This window comes from Modestobacter italicus (genome assembly GCF_000306785.1).
GTDB lineage: Bacteria > Actinomycetota > Actinomycetes > Mycobacteriales > Geodermatophilaceae > Modestobacter > Modestobacter italicus.
On sequence record NC_017955.1, the window covers coordinates 5,302,633 to 5,323,083 of the forward strand.

A 20,451-nucleotide genomic window follows, 5' to 3' on the forward strand; every position below is an offset into this window, starting at 1 on the left:
TGATGCGCTGGGACTCCGCTCAGCCGCCCAGCTCGGCGACGAGCGCGGCCTTGATCGCCGGTCGGGTGCCGAAGACCAGCAGGAACAGCGCCTCGCGGGCCAGCCGCTCGGCGTGCGCGCCGACCAGCACGGCGCTGCTGCCGGTCGCCGCGACGAGCAGGCCCGAGGCCCGGTGGGCCAGCGCCGACGCGGCCGCGCGGGCCGCGGGCAGCTGCTCGGGACCCGCCTCGTCGAGCCGGGTGCGCGCCCGGGCCAGCTCCTCGTCGAGCGGCGAGGGCCCCAGCAGCCGCGCGCAGCGGGTGACCAGCCCGAGCGCCAGCGAGCCGTTGGGCCGCAGCCCGGCCGCGTCGCCGGCCCGGATGGCGGCCAGCGGCACCGTGCCGACCAGCCGGGCGACCGGCACCCGGTGCGCGGACAGCCGCAGCTCGACGGTCGCGCTGGCGGACACCGCGACCATCCGCTGCGGCACCGCGGTCAGCGTCCGGGACGGCGCCGCGTCGACCAGCACGAACCGGACGTCGTCGGCGTCGTCCCGGGCGGCGACCAGCAGCACGTCGACGTGCCCCCAGCCGGTCACCCACGGGACGGCGCCGTCCAGCACCAGCTCGTCCCCGGTCCGCCGCACGGTGACCGCGGGCGGGCCGGGGCGCAGCGCGGCCTGCAGCGCGATCCCGGCGCGGACCCGGCCGGCGCACAGGTCGGCCAGGTACCCGGCCCGCAGCTCTGCCGGACCGTCGGTGAGCGCGCCGACCAGACCGAGGTGCTGCAGCCAGACGAACGCCGTGGACAGGTCGCCGGAGGCAAGCTCCTCGATGACCGCGGCCACGGTCGCCGGGTCGGCGGCCAGCCCCCCGGCGTCCCGTGGACCGGTCAGGCCGTAGAGACCGGCGTCCGCGAGCGCGTCCAGGTGCGCCCGCGGCACCGCCCCCGCCGCGTCCACCGCAGCCGCGGCGGGGAACAGCAGCTCCTCGGCGAGGCCCCGGGCAACGGCGACGGCGTCGGTCACGCCCTCATGGTGCCCGGGGGATCGCAGCGGGGTCCGCTCAGTACGTGAAGGCGCCGACGGCGGAGCGGAGGTCGGAGGCCATCCGGGAGAGCTCGTCCACGGCCTGCCGGGTCTGCCCCAGCGCCTGCGTGGTCGAGGACGCCGCCGTCGACACCCCGGTGATGTTCGTGGCGATCTCGGTCGACCCGCCCGCAGCCTCCTGCACCGACCGCGACATCTCGTTCGTCGTCGCGGTCTGCTCCTCCACCGCACTGGCGATGGTCAGCTGGTAGTCGTTGATCGACCCGATGATCTCCGAGATCCGCCCGATCGCCGACACCGCACCCGAGGTGTCACCCTGGATCGCCTCCACCCGCCGCGCGATGTCCTCCGTCGCCCGCGCCGTCTCCTGCGCCAGCTCCTTGACCTCGTTGGCCACGACCGCGAAGCCCTTGCCCGCCTCGCCGGCCCGCGCGGCCTCGATGGTCGCGTTGAGCGCCAGCAGGTTGGTCTGCTCCGCGATCGAGGTGATGGTCTTGACCACCGCGCCGATCTCCTGCGACGACGTGCCCAGCTGCGTGATCGTCGCGGTGGTCGCCTCCGCCTCACCCACGGCCTGCGCCGCCACCCGGGCCGCCTCGTTCGCGTTCTGCGAGATCTCCCGGATCGAGGCCCCCATCTGCTCCGCGCCCGCAGCGACCGTGGCCACGTTGCGGGACACCTCCTCCGCGGCCGCCGAGACCACCCCGGACTGCGCCGAGGTCTCCTCCGCCGAGGCCGAGATCTGCGCCGAGGACGCCGACAGCTCCTCCGACGCGGCGGCCACGGCGTCCGAGGAGGCGGCGACGCCGGCCAGCACGGTGCGCAGGTGCGCCTGGGCCCGGCCCAGCGAGGCGGCCATCCGGCCGAGCTCGTCGGCGGAGCGCACCTCGGGGGCGACGGTGAGGTCGCCGCGGGCCATGGCCTCGACGGTGCGGCCGACGCTCGCGACCGTCCCGGTGATCTGCCGGATCACCCAGACCGCGAGCCCGCCGGCCACCAGCAGGCTCAGCGCGAGCACGATCCACAGCAGCCGGGTCGCGCCGGCGGCGTCGGCAGCGCCGGCGGCGTTGACCTCGGCGGCGTCGGCGGTCTGCCCGTCGAGCTCGACCTGCAGGCCGTCCATCAGCACGTCGGTCGCGTCCTGCAGCGCCCCGGTGAGGACCCCGCCGACGACGGCATCGGCCTGGGCAGCGGTGGCGCTCGCGCCGGCGGCGGTGGCCAGCGCGTTCCGCGCCGTGCCGGCCATCGCCGCGGCGGCCGCGGCGTCGGCGGCGCTCGCCGCGTCGGCGGCGGGGACCAGCTGCGTGGTGGCCACGGCGTACCAGGCGTCCAGGTCACCGGTCAGGGTCGCGAAGGCGGCCGGCGAGGTGGCCAGCGGCTCGTAGACGTCCAGCTTCTGCTGCAGCTCGTCCTTCCGCTCGGCCAGCTCGGTGAGGAGGGCCTGCCGGCCGGCGGCGTCGACCTGCGGGTAGGTGATGTAGCGGGCCCGGTCGCCCTGGAAGGAGCGCTGGATGCCGCTCAGCTCGGTCAGCGGTTCGACGCTCTCGGCGTACAGGGTCTCCTGCTGGTCACTGAGGTCGCCCATCCGCTCGGTCGCCAGCGAGGTGAGCCCGACGGCGACCAGTCCGAGCACCCCGACCGTGGCACCGATCTTCACCGCGACCGGGCGGTCGGCGGCCCAGCGGAGCCCGGAGCCGGTGCGCTCGGCGTCGCCCGTCGCAGGGGAGGACTGGTCACGGGTCATCGTCGGGCTCCTCAGGGTGGGCGAGAACTGGCGGTTCTCGGATCCCCCATCGGCAGCCCGCGGACGATGTGGAGCCGGGGCCGCGCGGCCGGCACCTCCCGCCCCACGCGCACCACGACGAGCCCGGCGCGGGCGCCCGCGGTCCGCCGGGCACACTGGACGGCGATGGACGACATCCTCGACTGGCTCCGCGGGCCGGGCCTCGACGCGCTCCTGATCATCCTCGGGGCGGTGCTGCTCGCCCGGTTCGTGAGCTGGCTCGGCGGGCGGATCACCGACCGGATCGACGCCCACGCGACCGGCTCGGACGCGCTGGTGCGCTCCGAGGCGGCCAAGCACCGGCACTCGCTGACCCAGGTGCTGACCTGGGCGGCCATCGTGATGATCTGGTCGGTCACCATCTTCTTCGTGCTCGAGCGCCTCGGCGTCCCGGTCACCGGCCTGGTAGCGCCCGCCACCGTCCTGGGCGTGGGGCTCGGCTTCGGCGCGCAGCGGGTCGTCGGCGACGTGCTCGCCGGCTTCTTCCTCATCACCGAGCGGCAGTACGGCTTCGGTGACGTCGTGGCCATCCAGGTGGTGGGCGGTGGCGACCCCGCCGAGGGCACCGTCGAGGACGTGAACCTGCGGATCACCCGGCTGCGCTCGGTCAACGGCGAGGTCGTGATCGTGCCCAACGGGCAGATCGTCAAGGTCGTCAACCTGTCCCGCGACTGGGCCCGCGCCGTCGTCGACGTCCCGGTGCCGGCCACGACCGACGTCAACCGGGTCCAGGAGGTGCTCCGCGAGGTCGGCAAGCGGGCCTTCGACGACGAGCGGCTGCACCGGCTGCTGCTCGACGAGCCCAGCGTGATGGGCGTGGAGAGCCTGGCGCTGGACGAGGTCAACCTGCGGATCGTCGCCCGGACGCTGCCGGGCAAGCAGTTCGAGGTCGGCCGCGACCTGCGGGCCCGGGTGGCGCTGGCGCTGTCCCGAGAGGGCGTGTCGCTGCGGGCCACCGCCGCCCAGGACGACGTGCAGGACGAGGCGCTGGCCGAGGACCGGGCCCGGAGCGGGGGTCGCGCATGACCCGGCCCTCGCCGGACGAGCAGCCCACCACGGTGCTGCCGCAGGCCACCCTCGAGCAGCCGTCGGTCACCACCGCGCCGGCCACCCGCCGCGCGCGGCTGTGGCACCACGTCCCCTCCCGGGTCGGCCGCGCCCGCACCTCGACGGTGGTGATCGGCTGCCTGTTCGTGCTGCTGCTGGGCCTCAACACCGCGCTGCCGCGGGACGAGGGCAGCACCGTGCCGGTGACCACCTCGGACGGCCGGACCATCCAGGTGCCCCGGTCCTACGTGCCCAGCGACCCGGCGCCGGCCCCCACCCCCGCCCCGACCGCCCCGGCGACCACCTCCGCGCCGGCCAGCTCGGCACCGACGGCGACGATGACCCGGCCTCCCCGCACCAGCGCCACCCCGACCGAGCCGGACGAGGACGAGGCGACGACCGCGCCGTCGACCACCCCCGACGAGCCGGGCGAGGAGGCCCCCCGCAGCTCGAGCACCCCGAGCGCCACGAGCACGCCGACGAGCCGGGCGCCCTCGTCGACCAGCCGCGCCCCCGCGTCCACCCGCGCACCGGCGACGACGGCCGCCCCGACGTCGGCCGAGCCGACCGGCTGACCGCGGCTCAGAACGAGGTGACGACGGCGATCCCCGGCTCCCGGCCGACCGCGGCCAGCGCCGCGCCCGCGTCGTCCAGCCCCAGCCGGCGGGTCACCAGCAGCTCGGGGTGCAGCCGCCCGGCCTCGATCAGCGACAGCATCGCCGGGTAGTCGGCGGCGGCCATGCCGTGGCTGCCGAGCACCGCCAGCTCGCCGGCGATCACCAGCTCCATCGGCACCTCCGGTCGGCCCACCGCCGGCGGCAGCAGCCCGACCTGCACGTGCCGGCCGCGCCGGCGGAGGCTGCGGATGGAGTTCAGGCAGGTCACGGCCGCGCCGAGGGCGTCCAGGGAGACGTGCGCGCCGCCGCCGGTGAGCTCGGCGACCGCGGCCGGGACGTCGCCCGCCCCGTCGACGAGGTGCTCCGCGCCGCACGCCGCGGCCAGCTCCAGCGCGCCCGGCGAGACGTCGACGGCGACCACCCGCGCGCCGGCCGCGACCGCCACCTGGACGGCGGACAGCCCCACCCCGCCGCAGCCGTGCACGGCGACCCACTCGCCGGGGACCACCCGGCCGACGCCGGTGACCGCGCGGAACGCGGTCGCGAACCGGCAGCCCAGGCCGGCGGCGGTGGCGAACGGCATGCCCTCGGGCAGGGCGACCAGGTTGACGTCGGCGGCGTCCAGCGCGACCAGCTCGGCCAGCGAGCCCCAGTGGGTGAAGCCGGGCTGGGTCTGGTCGAGGCACACCTGACCGGCGCCCTCGCGGCACGGCGGGCAGTGCCCGCAGGCGCAGACGAACGGCACGGTCACCCGGTCGCCGACCGACCAGCTGCGCACCCGCTCCCCGACCGCGGCGACGGTGCCGGCCAGCTCGTGACCGGGGACGTGCGGCAGGACGACGTCCGGGTCGTGGCCGGACCAGCCGTGCCAGTCGCTGCGGCAGATGCCGCTGGCGCCCACCTGCACGACCACGCCGTCCGGGGCCGGCCGCGGTTCCGGCACCGAGCGGACCGTGAGGGGACCACCGAACTCCTCGAACACCAGCGCGCGCACGGGGCAGAGCCTGCCTGGTGCCGCCGCGGGGGCGGCAGGCAGGCTGGCGGCGTGGACGACCTCGCTGCGCTGCGCCGGTCCTGCGACCGGGCGCTGACCGGGCACGGCCCGCAGACCGCTGCCGACCTGCTCGCGACGATCCCGCCGGACACCGCGGTGGACCGCTACGGCGACGGCGGCGTGGTCGCCGAGCTGGAGGAGGAGGTCGCCGACGTCCTCGGCCAGCCGGCGGCGGTCTACCTGCCCAGCGGGATCATGGCGCAGCAGGCCGCGCTGCGGGTGCACGCCGAGCACCGGGGGCGCCGGGCGGTGGTCTACCACCCGCAGTGCCACCTGGAGGTGCACGAGGGGCGGGCGTTGGAGCGGCTGCAGGGGCTGGTCGGCCGCCCGGCCGGCGAGCGGGACCGGCTGCTGCTGCGCGAGGACCTGGACGCCGTCGCCGAGCACCCGGCGGCGCTGCTGGTCGAGCTGCCGCAGCGCGACCTGGGCGGGCAGCTCCCGCCGTGGGACGACCTGGTCGCCCAGGCGACCTGGGCGCGCGAGCGCGGCGCCGCCGCCCACCTGGACGGCGCCCGGCTGTGGGAGGCCGCCGCCGGGTACGGCCGCCCGCCGGCCGAGGTCGCCGCGCTGTTCGACACCACCTACGTGAGCTTCTACAAGGGCATCGGCGCGCTGGCCGGCAGCGCGCTGGCCGGGCCGGCCGAGGTGGTCGCCGAGGCCCGCGAGTGGCGGCGCCGGCTGGGCGGCACGCTGTTCGGGCTCTGGCCGGGCGCGGCCTCCGCGCTGAGCTGCCTGCGCCGGCGGCTGCCGCTGTTCCCCGGCTACCTGGAGCGGGCCCGGGAGGTCGCCACCGCGGTGCGGGACCTGCCCGGCGTCACCGTCGTCCCGGACCCGCCGCAGACGCCGATGCTGCACCTGCTGCTCCGCACCGACGCCGACCGGTTCGCCGCGGCGGCCCGCACGCTGGCCGAGGGCGGGCTGTGGACCTGGGAGCGGGCGGCGCCGACCGCCGACCCGGGGGTGGTCCGGGTCGAGCTGCCGGTCGGCGACGCCACCACGGCCCTGCCGATCGAGGAGGTCCGGACGGCCATCGGGCTGCTGGCGGGCGGCCAGGGGTGACTTGCGCAGCAGCCCGGCCGTCGTCCTAAGATCGTCCTGGCTCACGAGAGGCAGCGACAAGCACCTGGCTGGCTGCCCGGCAACCTCAACTCCGTCTGAGGTGCTCCAGGGGAAGAGCTGGCTGGACGGCGCCCGCCGTCCGGCAAGGACGGAGCCCTCCGCGCTGTGGGTGCTCCGGCGACCCAGGAGGTACTCAGCGCATGACCGAGCCCAGCGGCTGGAGCTTCGAGACCCGGCAGATCCACGCCGGCGCCGCCCCCGACCCGACCACCGGCGCCCGGGCGCTGCCCATCTACGCCACGACCAGCTACCAGTTCCGCGACAGCCAGCACGCCGCGGACCTCTTCGCGCTGGCCGAGATGGGCAACATCTACACCCGGATCATGAACCCGACGCAGGACGCGCTGGAGCAGCGCGTGGCCTCGCTCGAGGGCGGCGTCGCGGCGCTGGCGGTGGCCAGCGGCCAGGCCGCCGAGACGCTGGCGATCCTGAACATCGCCGAGGCCGGCAGCCACGTCGTCGCCTCCGCCTCGCTGTACGGCGGCACGTACAACCTGCTGCACCACTCGCTGCCCAAGCTGGGCGTCCAGGTCTCCTTCGTCGAGGACCCCGACGACCCGGAGAACTGGCAGTCGCTGGTGCAGGAGAACACCAAGGCCTTCTACGCCGAGACCATCGGCAACCCGAAGGGCGACGTCCTGGACATCTCGGCGGTGTCGGAGGTCGCGCACCGCAACGGCGTCCCGCTGATCGTCGACAACACGATCGCCACGCCGTTCCTGATCCGGCCGATCGAGCACGGCGCCGACATCGTGGTCCACTCCGCCACCAAGTACCTGGGCGGGCACGGCACGGCGATCGCCGGGATCATCGTCGACTCCGGCAACTTCGCCTGGACCGGCGGGAAGTTCCCCGGCTTCACCACCCCGGACCCGACGTACCACGGCGTCGTCTACGCCGACCTCGGTGCGCCGGCGTACGCGCTCAAGGCCCGGGTGCAGCTGCTGCGCGACCTCGGCCCGGCGATCTCCCCGTTCAACGCCTGGCTGGTCGTCCAGGGCATCGAGACGCTGTCGCTGCGGATGGAGCGGCACGTCGCCAACGCCCAGCGGGTGGCCGAGTGGCTGGAGTCCCACGACGAGGTCGAGTCGGTGCACTACGCCGGCCTGGCGTCCTCGCCCTGGCACGCCGCCCAGCAGAAGTACGCGCCGAAGGGCGCCGGTGCGGTGCTCGCGTTCGACATCCGCGGCGGCATCGAGGCCGGCAAGCGCTTCGTCGAGGGGCTGGAGCTGCACAGCCACGTGGCCAACATCGGCGACGTGCGCAGCCTGGTCATCCACCCGGCGTCCACGACGCACTCGCAGCTGACCGCCGACGAGCAGCTGACCACCGGCGTCACCCCGGGGCTGGTGCGGCTGGCGGTGGGCCTGGAGGGCATCGAGGACATCCTGGCCGACCTGGAGTCCGGCTTCCGGGCCGCCAAGGGGTCCTGAGGTGCCCGGGCCCCGGGGGGCGGCTCCGGCTGCCCCCGGGGCCCGGACCGGCGGCTGGCTCCCCGGCGACCCGGTGGGCGACCGGCAGTTCGTGGAGCTGGGGCCCCTGGCGCTGGAGCGCGGCGGCTCCCTGCCGTCGGTGCGGGTCGCCTACGAGACGTGGGGGACCCTCGCGCCCGACGCGGGCAACGCGGTGCTGGTGGAGCACGCGCTCACCGGCGACAGCCACGTCGTCGGCCCCGCCGGGCCCGGGCACGCCACGGCCGGCTGGTGGCCGTCGCTGATCGGCCCGGGCGCCCCGCTGGACACCGACCGGCTGTTCGTCGTCTGCGCCAACGTGCTCGGCGGCTGCCAGGGCACGACCGGGCCCTCGTCGGCCGCGCCGGACGGGGGCCCGTGGGGCTCCCGGTTCCCCGAGGTCACCATCGCCGACCAGGTGGCGGTCGAGGCGGCGCTGTCCGACGCCCTGGGCATCGGCCGGTGGCAGGCGGTGCTCGGCGGCTCGATGGGCGGGATGCGCGCGCTGGAGTGGGCGGTCTCCCGGCCCGAGCGGGTCGCCGGGCTGTTCTTCCTCGCCTCGGGGGCGGTGGCCAGCGCCGACCAGATCGGCACCCAGACCACCCAGCAGACCGCCGTGCGCAGCGACCCGGCCTGGGCCGGTGGCGACTACGCCCCCGGGCCCGGGCCGGTGACCGGCCTCGGCATCGCCCGGCGGATCGCCCACCTGACCTACCGCAGCGGCCTGGAGCTCGACGCGCGGTTCGGGACGACGGTGCAGGACGACGGCCGGTTCGCCGTGGCCTCCTACCTGGACCACCACGCCGCCAAGCTGGCCGCGCGGTTCGACGCCGGCAGCTACGTGGTGCTGACCGAGGCGATGAACAGCTGGGACGTCGGCCGCGGCCGGGGTGGCGTGGCGGCGGCGCTGGCCCGGGTCACCGCCCGGTCGGTGGTGGCCGGCATCGACTCCGACCGGCTCTACCCGCCGGTGCAGCAGCAGCAGGTGGCCGAGGGTCTCGGCGTCCCGCTGCGGCTCATCTTCTCGCCCTACGGCCACGACGGCTTCCTGCTGGAGACCGCAGAGGTCGGCGCGCTGGTCCGGGAACTGCTCCCGTCCTGAGAGGGTCCCGGCTGGTGGGCCCCGCGTGGCAGCCCGGTGCCCCGTCGCATACCGTCGGCCGCACGCGGTGCTCAGTCTGACGTAGCGCGGTCCCCCGTCGTCGCCGGTCGTGCCGGCCAACCCCGGAGCAGCCCGGGACCAGCAGAGAGAACAGATGACCGCATCCACCCTGGAGGGCTCCACGCCTCCCCCCGCCCGCGGACCTCGTCCCGAGCGAGCTCGTGACCGGTCGGTCAGCGTCTACGCCGAGCTGTCGCAGCAGGTCAAGGACGCCGGGCTGCTCAACCGCCGCCGTCCGTACTACGTCGTCTCGATCGCGCTGACCGTCGCCGCGTTCGCCGGCGTCTGGGCTGCGGTCGTCGCCGTCGGGGACTCGTGGTGGCAGCTGGCGCTGGCCGTCCTGCTCTCCCTGGTGTGCACCCAGTTCGGCTTCCTCGGCCACGACACCGCGCACCGCCAGGCGTTCGGCTCGCACCGGGTCAACGAGTGGTCGGCGCGCGTGCTGTCCTGCGGGTTCGCCGGCATCGGCTACGGCTGGTGGATGCAGAAGCACAACCGGCACCACAACGCCCCCAACCAGATGGGCAAGGACCCCGACATCGTCTCGGAGGTGCTCGCCTTCACCCCGGACGACGCCGCCGAGCGGACCACCGGCCTGCGCGGCTGGTTCACCCGCCGCCAGGGCTGGGCGTTCTTCCCGCTGCTGTGCTTCGAGGGTGCCGCGCTGCACGCCAACAGCCTGGCCACGCTGATCAAGGACAGGTCGATGCCGCACCGCCGGCTCGAGGTCGCGATCATCGCGCTGCGGCTCGGACTGTTCGTCGCCGCCGTCTTCCTGATCATGCCGCCGCTGCTGGCGGTGGGCTTCATCCTGGTCCAGCAGGCGGTCTTCGGCCTGCTGCTGGGCGGGTCGTTCGCGCCCAACCACAAGGGCATGCCGGTCGTGCCGAAGAACGCCAAGGTCGACTTCCTGCGCCGCCAGGTGCTCATGTCCCGCAACATCCGGGGCGGTCTGCTGACCGACTTCATGATGGGCGGGCTGAACTACCAGATCGAGCACCACCTCTTCCCGAGCATGCCGCGGCCGAACCTGCGCAAGGTCCAGCCGATGGTGCGCGCGCACTGCGAGAAGCACGGGATCAGCTACACCGAGACGTCGCTGGTCGGGTCCTACCGGATGGTCGTTCGGTACCTGAACCGGGTCGGTCTCGGCGAGCGCGACCCGTTCGTCTGCCCGCTGGTCCAGTCCGCCCGCAACTGACGGCGGACCGCGCCGTCAGAGGCTGACGGCGACCAGCACGACGATCGCGACCAGCACCGCCGCCAGCAGCAGCAGGCCCAGCCGGTGGCTGTGCCGGTCGCGGGCGCCCTCCCGCACGGAGCGGAGGGCGTCGTCCGGCGCGGTGCTGACCTGCTCCCCCCGGCGGGCCAGCCAGCGGGTCAGCCGGGTGCCGTCGGTGCCGAGGGCGTCCAGGCCGCGGGCGGTCGAGCCGGTGACCGTGTCGGCCGGGACGCCGAGCGCCGCGGCGGTGTCGGTCACCGACAGCCCCGCCCCGTACCGGAGCACCAGGGTGGCCCGCAGCTGCGGGGTGAGCCGGGCCAGCGCGGTCGACACCTCGTCCTGCGGGCCGGGGTCGCTGGGCCGCCGGGCGAAGCCGGGGAAGCCGGCGGCGTTCGCCAGCGCCGGGCTGCCGGCGAGCAGGTCGCCCGCCCGGAGCACCCGCCGCCAGCTGGTGTGCGCCGCCACCAGCTCCCGCCGGGCGGAGGCGGTGGCCTCGTCCTGGTCGGCGAAGCCGGCCCAGGACCGCTCGGTGGCGATCAGCGCGCCCTGCAGCAGGTCGCGCGCCTCCACCCGGTCGCCGGTCAGCAGGTACGCCGTCCGCAGCAGCCCGGCCGACCGGGCCGCCACGAACTCCTCGAACGAGCCCACGCTCACGCGCCCGGCCCGGTGCCCGTCGGCTCGGGCCAGCCGGCCAGCCGGCCGATCCAGGCCAGCGCCAACCAGGCGCCGGTCAGCTGCCCGGTGCCCGCCCCGTCGGTGACGTCCAGCCGCCACGGCGCCGCCGCGTGCCGCGGCCGGCGCGACCCGCTGCCCGGCACGGCGGCCCGCACCTGCCACGTCTCGACCGGCAGCCGCCGGGGCGGCCGCTCGGCCCGCCCGGACGTCGCCCACACGGTCTCCCGGCTGGCCTGCACCTGCTCCCCCGCCGCGCCGGCCGGCCAGTGCAGCCGGACGACACCCAGGTCGAGGTAGGCCGCCGGGTCGGCGGGCACCGCCCAGGTCGGGCGGCGCGCACCGGTGGCCGCGTCCGCGCCGAGGGTCACCACGGCCGACACGCCCTTCAGCAGCGCACCGAACGCCTGGCCGGCCCGGACCTCCGGGGGCGCGTCCTCCACGGTCCAGCCGACCAGCCGGCGCAGCTCCTCGTCGCTCACCCGGCCAGCCTGCCGCACCCGCTACGGCTGCACGCGGCGGACGGCGCGGTGGGCGTCGAGGCGGTCGGTGTAGCTGGTCGCGTTGAGCCGGATCGCCGCCCGGTCGTCCTCGGTGGTCTCCCGGCGGACCTTGGCCGGCACCCCGGCGACCAGCGAGTTCGGCGGGATCTCCGCGCCCTGCATCACGACGGCCCCGGCGGCGACGATCGACCCGGAGCCGATGTGCGCGCCGTTGAGCACCGTGCTGCCCATCCCGATGAGCACGTCGTCGTCGACCCGGGCGCCGTGCAGCACCACGTTGTGGCCCACGGTGACCCCGCGGCCGATGACCAGCGGGGCGCCGGGGTCGCTGTGCAGCGTCGAGCCGTCCTGCACGTTGGAGTCCGCGCCGATCTCGATGACCTCGGTGTCGGCGCGGGCGATCGCGCCGTACCAGATGCTGGACCGCGGGCCCATCGTCACCTTGCCGACGACGACCGCCGTCGGAGCCACGAACGCCTGCTCGTCGATCTCCGGGACACCGAAGTCGAGCTCCCCGATGTAGCTGTCAGCCACGCTGCTGCACTCCTCGCCCAAGGCGCGGGCCGGTCCCGCTGCTCGGGGCAGCAGATCACACCCCGCCGTCGGCACCCCACTCGGCGAGGAAGGCGGCCGGGCTGAGCTCGGCCAGGTGGCGCTGCACCAGGCCGAGCATCTCGCCCGGCACGTTGGGGTCCCCGGCGGACACCCGCACCACCTCGGCGCCGTCGGCGCGGCGGGTGACCACCACGTCGCTGAGCGAGGGCTGCGGGAGCAGGCCCCAGGCGAGCTCGGCTGCGAACGCGGCGAGCAACCGCGCGCTGCGCACCACGCGGCCACCCGGCCGCGGCTGGAGCGTGGCGGTGTAGACGTCGGCGGCGCGCTCCTCGGCTGCGGTCACCGGGCCAGGGTGGCCGACGCGGAGGTCAGAGGTCCACCTCGGCGAGCACCCGGGGGACCTCGGGGGGCAGCTCGCGGGCCAGGAAGCCGAGCCGGCCGACCGTCGCGGCCAGCCGCTCGCCCGCCCGGCCGTGCAGGTAGGAGGCCCACACCGCGGCCTGGTCCGGCTCGGCCCCGCGGGCCAGCAGCCCCGCGACCACCCCGGCCCGCACGTCACCGGAGCCGGAGACGCCGAGCCCCGCACCGCCGCTCTCGTCCTCCCACAGCCGCCCGTCCGGCCCGGCCACCCAGCTGGTCGCGCCGCCCAGGCCCACGGTCGCGTGCGCCTGCTCGGCCAGCCGGCGCGCGCAGCCGGCCGGGTCGTCCTCGACCTCGTCGGCGTCGACGTGCAGCGAGATCGCCAGCTCGGTCGGGTTGGGCGTCAGCACCACCCGGCCTCCCAGGTGGTGCAGGCAGCCCGGGTCGGCGGTGACCGCGGCCAGCCCGAGCGCGTCCAGCACCACCGGGGACTTCAGCTCCGGCAGCAGCGCCTCCACCAGGGCCTGCGTCTGCTCCCGGTCGGCCATCCCCGGGCCGACGAGCACCGCGGACGCCTTCTGCACCAGGTCCAGGAACAGCTCGACCGACGAGCCCTCGATGGCGCCGGCCTCGGTCGACGGCACGCCGCGGACCAGCGCCTCCGGCAGCGCGATGGACACGTGCGGGGCGACCTTCGACGGGACGACGACCTGCAGCTTGCCCGCGCCGGAGCGCAGCGCCGCCTCGGCCGCCAGGGTCACCGCGCCGAGGGTCTCGGTGCTGCCGCCGACCACCAGGATCGAGCCGCGGGACTCCTTGCCCCCGGTCGGCTCGGGCAACCGCCAGCCGCGCAGCACCTGCGGGGTGACCAGGGTGGCATCAGGCTGGGGACGGGACATCGTTCTCCTCGGTCACGGGGGCCTCGTCGTCCGGGTGGTCGTCGAGGTGCTCGACACCGTTGAAGGTGACGAGCCGGAAGCGTCCGTCGGACAGCTCGTACCGGGTCACCGAGGTGTTGGCGATCTGGTCGCCCCGGTCGATCTCCAGCAGCTGGGGCTCGGTGAGCTCCTCCAGCACGTACCGGAACACCATGACCACGGCCTGGTGCGAGACGCAGAGCAGCCGCTCGCCGTCGTGCCGCAGCGCCTCGGTGGCCAGCAGGCTGCGCACCCGCAGCGCGACGTCGGCCCAGCTCTCGCCGCCCGGGGGGCGGTAGTAGAACTTGCCCAGCAGGTCGCGGCGGCGCGCCTCGTCGGGGTACGCCTCGCGGATCCCGTCCCGGGTCATCCCGTCGAAGGCGCCGAAGTCCCGCTCCCGCAGCCGCTCGTCGTACCGGATGGTCAGGTCCGCACCGCTGGCCGCGACCGCCCGCTGCGCAGTGGCCGCCGCCCGGGTGAACGGGGAGCTGAGCACGGTGGTCGGCCGCTCGCCGGCGGGCAGCCCCGCCAGCCAGCTGCCGAGCGCGTCGGCCTGGGACTCCCCGGTGGACGACAGCGGGACGTCGGGGTCGCGGACGTCGAGCTCGAGCCGCCCCGAGCCCTGCTCGTGCGCCTGGGCATCGGCCAGGTTGCCCATGCTCTCGCCGTGGCGCACCAGCCACAGCGCGCTGGGGCCCGGTGACTGCGCCATGGAGGGTCCCCGTCCGTCGTCGCGGCGCCGCTGACCGGGCCGTCCGCTGAGCCGTAGCCGAGGGGGCCGCTGACCAAACCGCCGGCCGCTGGACGGCGGAGGGCGCGCTCAGCACGATGGGCCCGTGGCCGACGACGACACCTTCGAGCGGCGGGCCTTCCCGACCGCTGCCGACTTCGACGCCTGGCTGGCCGCCGAGCACGACCGGGCGCCCGGGCTGTTCCTCCTGATCGCGAAGAAGTCCTCGGGCATCCCGTCGCTGACCGCGGCGGAGGCGGTCGAGGTGGCGCTGTGCCACGGCTGGATCGACGGCCGCGGCAACCGCGTGGACGACGACTGGTTCAGCGTCCGCTACACCCCGCGGCGGGCGAGGAGCGTGTGGTCCCAGAAGAACGTGGACACCGTGGCCCGGCTGGTCGCCGACGGCCGGATGCGGCCGGCCGGGCTCGCGCAGGTGGAGGCGGCCCGGGCCGACGGCCGGTGGGACCGCGCCTACGCCGGGTCGGCGACGATCACCGTGCCCGACGACCTGGCCGCCGCGCTGGCCGCCGAGCCCGCCGCGGAGCAGTTCTTCGCCGGGCTGGACAGCACGAACCGGTACGCCGTCCTGTGGCGGGTGCACACCGCCGCCACCCCGCGGACCCGGGCCAACCGCATCGCTGCCTGCGTCCAGATGCTCGCGGAGGGTCGCCGCTTCCACGGGTGATCGGGCACCGCCGCCGAGAGGGGTCACGGCGGGCCTCCCGAGCCGCTAGGAAGTCCGGCGACCCAGCACCCGGCGGGGTGACCCAGGAGGCCCCTTCGTGACCAGCACGCTGGACCAGCTCACCGGCACCGTGCACCGCCCCGGCGACCCGGGCTACCCCGCCGCGGTGACCGGCTACAACCTCGCCGTGGTGCACGCGCCTGCCCTCGTCGTCGAGGCGCGGACGGCCGGGGACGTCGCCGCCGCCGTCCGGTACGCGGCCGCGGAGGGGCTCGCGGTGACGGTGCAGAACACCGGGCACGGCGCCCGCCACCCGGTCGGGGCCGACACGCTGCTGCTGCGCACCGGCGCGCTGGACGACGTCGCCGTGGACCCGGTCGGCCGCACGGTGACCGTCGGCGCCGGCGTCACCAGCGGCCAGGTGGCGGCCGCCACCGCACCGCACGGGTTGGCGATGGTCGCCGGCTCGGCCCCGTCGGTCGGCGTGGTCGGGATGACCGTCGGCGGCGGGATGGGCCCGCTGGCCCGCGCGCTGGGCTTCGCCGCCGACCGGGTGCGCAGCTTCGAGGTGGTGACCGCCGACGGCGAGCAGCGGCACGTGTCCGCCGGCAGCGAGCCCGACCTGTTCTTCGCGCTGCGCGGCGGCGGTGGCGGGTTCGCCGTGGTCACCGCGCTGACCGCGGACCTGGTGGAGCTGCCCGGCTTCTGGGGCGGCGCGGTGTTCTTCCCCGGCGCGGAGGCGGCCGCCGTCCTGCACGCCTGGCGCACCTGGGCGCCCACGCTGCCTCCCGAGGTGACCACCTCGATCGCGCTGCTCCGGCTGCCGCCCCTGCCGCAGCTCCCCCCTCCGCTGCGCGGGCAGTTCCTGGTGCACCTGCGGATCGCCTCGACCGGCTCGCCGGCCGACGGCGAGGCGCTGCTGGCGCCGATGCGGGCGGTGGCCCCGGTGGTGGTCGACACCGTCGGCCCGCGGCCCTACACCGAGATCGGCGCCGTCCACCTCGACCCCGAGGAGCCGGCGCCCGCCGCGGATTCCGGCTGCCTGCTCGGCGGGCTGCCCGCCGAGGCGGTCGACGCGCTGCTCGCCCTGGCCGGGCCGGGGGTGGAGACCTCGCTGCTGGCGGTGGAGCTGCGCCAGCTCGGCGGGGCGCTCGCGGTGCACCCGGCGGTGCCGGACGCGGTGAGCGGCCGGGACGCCGCGTTCTCGCTGTTCGCGGTCGGGGTGCTCGCCCCGCCGGTCGCCGCGCAGGTGCCCGACGCCGTCCGGGCGGCGGTCGCGGCGGTGGCACCGTGGCGGTCGGGCGTGCAGTACGCCTTCGCGTGCGGTCAGGACCTCACCGACGCGTGGAGCCCGGACGTGCTGGCGCGGCTGCAGCAGGTCGCCCGGGACCGCGACCCGCACGGCCTGCTGCGCCCCGCCCAGCCGCTGCCCGCCTGACGCCCGGCGTCAGCCGGTGACGCGACGGGCGCCGACGTAGCCGCTCATGTCCACGCTCGTCACCGAGACCGGCTTGCCCGGTGTCCGCGCGTGCACCATCTGACCGTTGCCGATGTAGAGGCCGACGTGGCTGACCGGCGAGAAGAAGAACACCAGGTCGCCGGGCTGCAGCTCGGCTCGGGACACCGCCGCGCCCATCGTGGACTGGGCCCGGCTGGAGTGCGGGAGGGTGACCCCGGCGGCGGCGTAGGCGTAGGAGGTCAGGCCGGAGCAGTCGAAGGCGTCCGGCCCGCTCGCGCCGAACACGTAGGCGTCGCCGACCTGGGCGAGCGCGGTCTGCACGGCGACGTCCGCGGCCTCCGTCGGCGCGGGTGCCGGCCGGGCGGTCACGTCCGGCCCTGCGACGGCCGTCTGCACGCGCGCGCGGTCGGCGGCGCTGAGCCGGTCGAGGTCCGCCTCGTAGCCGGCCAGCTCGCCGTTGAGCTGGGCCTTCCGCGCCTGCAGGTCGGACACCGCCGCGTCGGCGGTGTCGGCGGCGGCCAGTGCATCGGCCCGGGCCCGGTCTGCCGTCGCCCGGGCGTCGACTGCAGCAGCGACGACGGCGTCAGCGTGCGACGCGAGCTGGTCCAAGGTGTTCATCTGCTGGACGAGCTCGTCGGCCGAGCCGCTGGTGAGGAAGGCAGCGAGCCGGCCGCGGGTGGTCCCCACGTAGCCCGTCTGCGCGATGGCCCGCAACTGCGGCGCGAGCACGTCCAGCCGCGCCTGAGCTGCTGTGGCAGCGGCTGCCGCCACGTCTGCGGCGGCTCGTTGCTGGTCGGCCGCAACCGTGGCCTGGTGCACCTGCTCGTCCAGGACGCTGAGCTGCTGAGCGGCGGTGGTGACGGCCTGCCGGGCGTCGGCGGCGGTGGCCGGGGCGGCGGAGCTGGTTGTCGGGGTGAGGACGACGGCGACTCCGGCGGTCAGCGCGAGGGCGGCGGCACGCGTCCACCGTCGCGTGGTCGATCGGGTCACGAGAGGCCTCCGTCTGCGCGCGTCCCGCCCGGGGAGGGGCGACGGGGACCGCGTGCGTCAGGACGGAAGGTAGGGAGATCGCGACCTTGTCAAGAGCTCCGGCGCGCCGGGACCGATCGGTCCGCAGGCGACCTCAGTCCCACAGGCCCCGTGCGCCACTCCCGCCCCGGGCGTACGGGACCAGGCGGTCCGCGACGGCACCGGTGGTGAAGGAGTAGACGGCCTTGTGCGCCACGTCGACGACCTGGTCGCGCCGGGACCAGGTCCACGGCGGCGCGCCGACGCCGGTGACGTTCTCCAGCGTCTGGTCCACGGCCAGCCGGACGACGGTGTGCCAGGCCGAGGCGCGCGGGCCGCGCAGCCCGGCGGCCGACCAGACGCCCCGCAGCGCGCCGACGGCGGCACCGGTGCCCCAGTGCATGAGGTGGTTGCGCACCGGCGGGCGCGCCGACCCCGGCAGCCGGCGGCCGGTGACCAGCGCGGTCAACGTGCGGGCCGGCACGTAGGAGTCGGGCCGGTGGGTGACCTGCTGCTCGAGCTTCTCCCCCGCGGTCATCACGGCGACGCCGGCGAGGCCGGCCAGTGCTCCACGTGCTGCTGCTCGCGCCCACATGGCCGGGGGACTACCCCGCGACCGGGGCCGGACACGCGACGAGCCGCCCGCGGGTTCCCCCGGCGGGCGGCTCGTGGTGCGGTCGGGTGGTCAGCCCGCGGCGGGCTCCCTGGCCTCGAGCGCCTCGAGGGCGGCGACGTCGCGGAGGATGGCGGACAGCTCGGCGGAGCTCCAGGACTCGCAGCAGTCGCAGTCACCGGTGTCGGTGAAGCTGCGCAGCCCGAGGCTGCCGCCGGCCTGGTCCTCGGCGAGGGCGAGCTGGCCGTCGTCGGGGTTGCGGTGGCACCGGCAGGACGAGACGCACATGCCCAGCCCCCAGCCCGAGACGATCACCGACGGGCCGTTCTCGTGCACCTTGCCCAGCTGGAAGATGGAAGGCTTCTGGCAGTACGTCATGTCGGGCTCCCCTCGCCGTCCTGCCACGGCGGGCAGGGGGTCGTCATCGGCGTTCGAGGGGAAGTAGACACGAACCGCGTTTCATGTCCGCGTCAGCGGGGCACGAAACGCGGTTCGGTCGATTCGTCCTGCTCATCCGTCACACCGGCCCCCGGGGACGCTCCCGCCACCAGCGTCCCGTACAGCCGGAGGTGCGCCGCCGCGGCGGCGTCCCAGCTGGCACCCCGGGCCAGCGCCCGCCCCGCCGACCGGCGCTCCTCGTCGACCGGGGCGAGCAGCGCCCTCGCCATCCCCGCCGGGTCGGCGGCGAACGCGGCGGCGTCGCCGAACACCTCGCGCAGCACCGGCAGGTCCCGGGTCACCACCGGCACGCCGGCCGCGAGCGCCTCCATCGCGGCCAGCCCGAAGCCCTCCTTGACCGACGGGAAGGCGAACACGTCGGCGGCGGCGACCAGGGCCGGCAGCCGGTCGTGGTCGACCGGTCCGAGGACCACCGGCGCCACCCCGAGCTCCGCGGCCCGGTCCAGCACCCGGGCCCGGTAGTCGCGGTAGTCGAACAGCGTCTCCCCACCGGCCACCACGAGGGAGAGCTCGGGCCGCTGCTGGCGGACCAGCGCGAAGGCCTCGACCAGGTCCAGCGTCCCCTTGCGCGGCTCGATACCCCCGACCGCCAGCACGTACCGGCCCAGCCGGTCCCGCCACGCGCGCCGGCCGGGCTCCCCCGCGGGGCCCGCCGCGGCGGCGAAGCGGTCGGCCTCCACGCCGTTGCCGATCACGGTCGCCACCCGGCCCCAGCCGGTGGCCACCTCGGCGGCGACGGCCGCCGAGACGCAGACCAGCGCGCGCGGCTGCACGATGGCCCGCTCGTGGCAGGCGGCCAGCGCCGGCGTGGTGAAGGTGTCCAGGTGGTGGACCGTGCGCACGCACCCGGGGACGGCGTTGGCGCTGATGCAGTCCTGGGCGTGGACGACGTCGTAGCCGCCGGTGAACGCCGCCCCGAGCACCTCGATCGACCGCAGGATCCGGGTGCCGACGTCCTCGTCCGGCACGTCGGGGAAGGGCACCAGGCGCAGCGTGACCGCCGGGTCCACCGGCCGGAAGAACGCGGTGTCCCCGCCGCGGCCCAGCGACCACACGCTGACGTCGTGCCCGGCCCGGGCCATCGCCTCGGCCAGGGCCAGGGTGTGCACCACCCCGCCCCGCGGCTTCGTGGAGTAGGTGAGCAGCGCGATCCTCACCCGTACGCCTCCGGCTTCAGCTCGCGCAGGTGGTCCAGCACCAGCCGCGCCCGGCCGACCTCGGCGGCGACGTCGAGGTCGGCCACCGCCAGCCCCGCCTTGGCCCAGGTGCGGGCGAGCACGTCACCGCCCGGGCCGACCACCTTCGACTGGCCGAGGAAGCGCAGCCGGCCCATCGCGCCGGTCTGGTTGGCCGACACCCACACCACCTGGTTCTCCGCGGCGCGGGCGCAGTCGTAGAGGTCGAACAGCCGGGACTGGCGGTCCTGCACCAGCCGGGGCGCCCGGTTGGTCAGGCTCGCCGGCCAGGCCGACAGGCAGGCCACCAGCTGCGCACCGCGGCCGGCGAGGGTGCGGGCGGCCTCCGGGAAGGTCTTGTCGTAGTCGATGAGCATGCCCATCCGGCCCAGCGGGGTGTCGAAGGCGGCGAACCCGTCGCCGGCGGCGTAGGCGGGGAGCTCGCCGGCCGGCTGGTGCACCTTGCGGTGCCGGCCCAGCACGCCGTCCCCGGTGACGCAGACGGCGCTGTTGAAGCACCGGTCACCGGCGCTCTCCCGGTAGCCGACGCAGACCACCATGTCCCCCGCGGCGGCGGCGACCCGGGCCAGCTCGGGCGACCCGGCGTCCAGCGCCGGCGGCAGCCCGGTGTCGTCCCCGGGACCGAGGCCGCCCAGGTACCCGCCGAGCGTGGCGTCCGGGAACACCAGCAGCCCGACGTCCTGGCTGCGCGCGTCGGCGACGATCCCCTCGATCTTGGCCACGCACTGCCCGACGTCCCGCCCGAAGTGCGCCGACACCGCCGCCACCCTCACGGCTGCCCCTTGACGGTTTCGGCGCCGAAACCTGCG

Annotated in this window: 22 protein-coding genes and 1 riboswitch; of the genes, 8 read left to right on the forward strand and 14 right to left on the reverse strand. The window is 76.1% G+C overall.

Translation table 11 applies throughout. The features are described 5' to 3' along the window. Positions 1–19: 19 nt before the first annotated feature. The gene (locus tag MODMU_RS25205) at positions 20–1,006 is read right to left on the reverse strand and encodes an acyl-CoA dehydrogenase family protein (protein WP_014743250.1); all 987 of its coding nucleotides are present in this window, start codon (positions 1,004–1,006) and stop codon (positions 20–22) included. Between the two features lie 37 nt (positions 1,007–1,043). Then, positions 1,044–2,771 (reverse strand): methyl-accepting chemotaxis protein, encoded by a 1,728-nt coding sequence (locus MODMU_RS25210; protein ID WP_014743251.1) that lies wholly within the window; start codon positions 2,769–2,771, stop codon positions 1,044–1,046. A gap of 165 nt (positions 2,772–2,936) precedes the next feature. On the opposite strand from MODMU_RS25210, the gene MODMU_RS25215 reads away from it, so the two are divergent. After that, complete coding sequence (locus tag MODMU_RS25215; protein WP_014743252.1) at positions 2,937–3,836, forward strand: mechanosensitive ion channel family protein; 900 nt, start codon at positions 2,937–2,939, stop codon at positions 3,834–3,836. Continuing rightward, complete coding sequence (locus MODMU_RS28835) at positions 3,833–4,432, forward strand: RodZ family helix-turn-helix domain-containing protein (protein ID WP_041795622.1); 600 nt, start codon at positions 3,833–3,835, stop codon at positions 4,430–4,432. The genes MODMU_RS25215 and MODMU_RS28835 overlap by 4 nt, the downstream gene beginning before the upstream one ends. A gap of 7 nt (positions 4,433–4,439) precedes the next feature. On the opposite strand, the gene MODMU_RS25225 is transcribed toward MODMU_RS28835, so the two are convergent. Beyond that, on the reverse strand, positions 4,440–5,468 hold the full coding sequence (locus MODMU_RS25225) for a zinc-binding dehydrogenase (RefSeq protein ID WP_014743254.1): 1,029 nt from the start codon (positions 5,466–5,468) through the stop codon (positions 4,440–4,442). Between the two features lie 51 nt (positions 5,469–5,519). Here MODMU_RS25225 and MODMU_RS25230 point away from each other — a divergent pair, with 51 nt between their 5' ends. The 4 genes from MODMU_RS25230 (at position 5,520) to MODMU_RS25245 (ending at position 10,461) form a co-directional block, all read left to right on the forward strand. Continuing rightward, on the forward strand, positions 5,520–6,587 hold the full coding sequence (locus tag MODMU_RS25230) for a threonine aldolase family protein (RefSeq protein WP_014743255.1): 1,068 nt from the start codon (positions 5,520–5,522) through the stop codon (positions 6,585–6,587). A 39-nt stretch (positions 6,588–6,626) separates the two neighbouring features. Then, positions 6,627–6,742: riboswitch (SAM riboswitch) on the forward strand. Positions 6,743–6,787: 45 nt separating this feature from the next. Beyond that, positions 6,788–8,080, forward strand: a complete 1,293-nt coding sequence (locus MODMU_RS25235) for a bifunctional o-acetylhomoserine/o-acetylserine sulfhydrylase (protein ID WP_014743256.1) — start codon at positions 6,788–6,790, stop codon at positions 8,078–8,080. A 1-nt stretch (position 8,081) separates the two neighbouring features. Then, positions 8,082–9,200 carry a homoserine O-acetyltransferase MetX gene (gene metX, locus MODMU_RS25240; protein WP_051144081.1) on the forward strand — a complete coding sequence of 373 codons (1,119 nt, stop codon included), beginning with the start codon at positions 8,082–8,084 and terminating at the stop codon, positions 9,198–9,200. Between the two features lie 154 nt (positions 9,201–9,354). Further along, positions 9,355–10,461, forward strand: a complete 1,107-nt coding sequence (locus MODMU_RS25245; RefSeq protein WP_014743258.1) for a fatty acid desaturase family protein — start codon at positions 9,355–9,357, stop codon at positions 10,459–10,461. Positions 10,462–10,476: 15 nt separating this feature from the next. Here the strand turns inward: MODMU_RS25245 and MODMU_RS25250 are convergent, their stop codons facing one another. The 6 genes from MODMU_RS25250 to MODMU_RS25275 are packed head-to-tail and all read right to left on the reverse strand — an operon-like array spanning position 10,477 to position 14,201. Further along, positions 10,477–11,136 (reverse strand): sigma factor-like helix-turn-helix DNA-binding protein, encoded by a 660-nt coding sequence (locus tag MODMU_RS25250; protein WP_014743259.1) that lies wholly within the window; start codon positions 11,134–11,136, stop codon positions 10,477–10,479. Next, on the reverse strand, positions 11,133–11,636 hold the full coding sequence (locus MODMU_RS25255) for a hypothetical protein (RefSeq protein WP_014743260.1): 504 nt from the start codon (positions 11,634–11,636) through the stop codon (positions 11,133–11,135). Before MODMU_RS25255 ends, MODMU_RS25250 begins: the two co-directional genes overlap by 4 nt. 21 nt (positions 11,637–11,657) lie before the next feature. Beyond that, complete coding sequence (locus tag MODMU_RS25260) at positions 11,658–12,191, reverse strand: gamma carbonic anhydrase family protein (protein WP_014743261.1); 534 nt, start codon at positions 12,189–12,191, stop codon at positions 11,658–11,660. A gap of 55 nt (positions 12,192–12,246) precedes the next feature. Continuing rightward, positions 12,247–12,555 carry a hypothetical protein gene (locus MODMU_RS25265; protein WP_014743262.1) on the reverse strand — a complete coding sequence of 103 codons (309 nt, stop codon included), beginning with the start codon at positions 12,553–12,555 and terminating at the stop codon, positions 12,247–12,249. 25 nt (positions 12,556–12,580) lie between these two features. Further along, positions 12,581–13,471 (reverse strand): NAD(P)H-hydrate dehydratase, encoded by an 891-nt coding sequence (locus tag MODMU_RS25270; RefSeq protein WP_014743263.1) that lies wholly within the window; start codon positions 13,469–13,471, stop codon positions 12,581–12,583. After that, entirely contained in the window at positions 13,452–14,201 is a 750-nt protein-coding gene (locus MODMU_RS25275) for a histidine phosphatase family protein (RefSeq protein ID WP_014743264.1), read from the reverse strand. The genes MODMU_RS25270 and MODMU_RS25275 overlap by 20 nt, the downstream gene beginning before the upstream one ends. A 124-nt stretch (positions 14,202–14,325) precedes the next feature. Between MODMU_RS25275 and MODMU_RS25280 the strand changes: the two genes are divergently transcribed. Both MODMU_RS25280 and MODMU_RS25285 read left to right on the forward strand, forming a co-directional pair. Beyond that, positions 14,326–14,907 (forward strand): YdeI/OmpD-associated family protein, encoded by a 582-nt coding sequence (locus MODMU_RS25280; RefSeq protein WP_014743265.1) that lies wholly within the window; start codon positions 14,326–14,328, stop codon positions 14,905–14,907. A 97-nt stretch (positions 14,908–15,004) separates the two neighbouring features. After that, the gene (locus MODMU_RS25285; protein ID WP_014743266.1) at positions 15,005–16,345 is read left to right on the forward strand and encodes an FAD-binding oxidoreductase; all 1,341 of its coding nucleotides are present in this window, start codon (positions 15,005–15,007) and stop codon (positions 16,343–16,345) included. Between the two features lie 9 nt (positions 16,346–16,354). On the opposite strand, the gene MODMU_RS25290 is transcribed toward MODMU_RS25285, so the two are convergent. The 5 genes from MODMU_RS25290 to MODMU_RS25310 all read right to left on the reverse strand — a co-directional run bounded on the left by MODMU_RS25290 (position 16,355) and on the right by MODMU_RS25310 (position 20,415). Beyond that, positions 16,355–17,356: a C40 family peptidase gene (locus MODMU_RS25290; protein WP_014743267.1), complete on the reverse strand. Its 1,002-nt coding sequence runs from the start codon at positions 17,354–17,356 to the stop codon at positions 16,355–16,357. Between the two features lie 133 nt (positions 17,357–17,489). Then, on the reverse strand, positions 17,490–17,969 hold the full coding sequence (locus tag MODMU_RS25295; protein WP_041795625.1) for a hypothetical protein: 480 nt from the start codon (positions 17,967–17,969) through the stop codon (positions 17,490–17,492). Positions 17,970–18,059: 90 nt separating this feature from the next. Next, the gene (locus MODMU_RS25300; RefSeq protein ID WP_014743269.1) at positions 18,060–18,365 is read right to left on the reverse strand and encodes a hypothetical protein; all 306 of its coding nucleotides are present in this window, start codon (positions 18,363–18,365) and stop codon (positions 18,060–18,062) included. Between the two features lie 92 nt (positions 18,366–18,457). Continuing rightward, a complete protein-coding gene (locus MODMU_RS25305) occupies positions 18,458–19,603 on the reverse strand; it encodes an MSMEG_0565 family glycosyltransferase (protein ID WP_014743270.1) in 1,146 nt (381 codons plus the stop codon). Then, positions 19,600–20,415: a carbon-nitrogen hydrolase family protein gene (locus MODMU_RS25310; protein WP_014743271.1), complete on the reverse strand. Its 816-nt coding sequence runs from the start codon at positions 20,413–20,415 to the stop codon at positions 19,600–19,602. The genes MODMU_RS25305 and MODMU_RS25310 overlap by 4 nt, the downstream gene beginning before the upstream one ends. Positions 20,416–20,451: the final 36 nt, after the last annotated feature.

What these genes read in the sequence shown, in the direction of transcription:
- MODMU_RS25210 (WP_014743251.1), bottom strand. Translation starts at nt 2,771, where the DNA reads ATGACCCGTGACCAGTCCTCCCCTGCGACGGGCGACGCCGAGCGCACC.
- MODMU_RS25215 (WP_014743252.1), top strand. Translation starts at nt 2,937, where the DNA reads ATGGACGACATCCTCGACTGGCTCCGCGGGCCGGGCCTCGACGCGCTC.
- MODMU_RS28835 (WP_041795622.1), top strand. Translation starts at nt 3,833, where the DNA reads ATGACCCGGCCCTCGCCGGACGAGCAGCCCACCACGGTGCTGCCGCAG.
- MODMU_RS25235 (WP_014743256.1), top strand. Translation starts at nt 6,788, where the DNA reads ATGACCGAGCCCAGCGGCTGGAGCTTCGAGACCCGGCAGATCCACGCC.
- MODMU_RS25245 (WP_014743258.1), top strand. Translation starts at nt 9,355, where the DNA reads ATGACCGCATCCACCCTGGAGGGCTCCACGCCTCCCCCCGCCCGCGGA.
- MODMU_RS25270 (WP_014743263.1), bottom strand. Translation starts at nt 13,471, where the DNA reads ATGTCCCGTCCCCAGCCTGATGCCACCCTGGTCACCCCGCAGGTGCTG.
- MODMU_RS25275 (WP_014743264.1), bottom strand. Translation starts at nt 14,201, where the DNA reads ATGGCGCAGTCACCGGGCCCCAGCGCGCTGTGGCTGGTGCGCCACGGC.
- MODMU_RS25295 (WP_041795625.1), bottom strand. Translation starts at nt 17,969, where the DNA reads ATGTGGGCGCGAGCAGCAGCACGTGGAGCACTGGCCGGCCTCGCCGGC.
- MODMU_RS25300 (WP_014743269.1), bottom strand. Translation starts at nt 18,365, where the DNA reads ATGACGTACTGCCAGAAGCCTTCCATCTTCCAGCTGGGCAAGGTGCAC.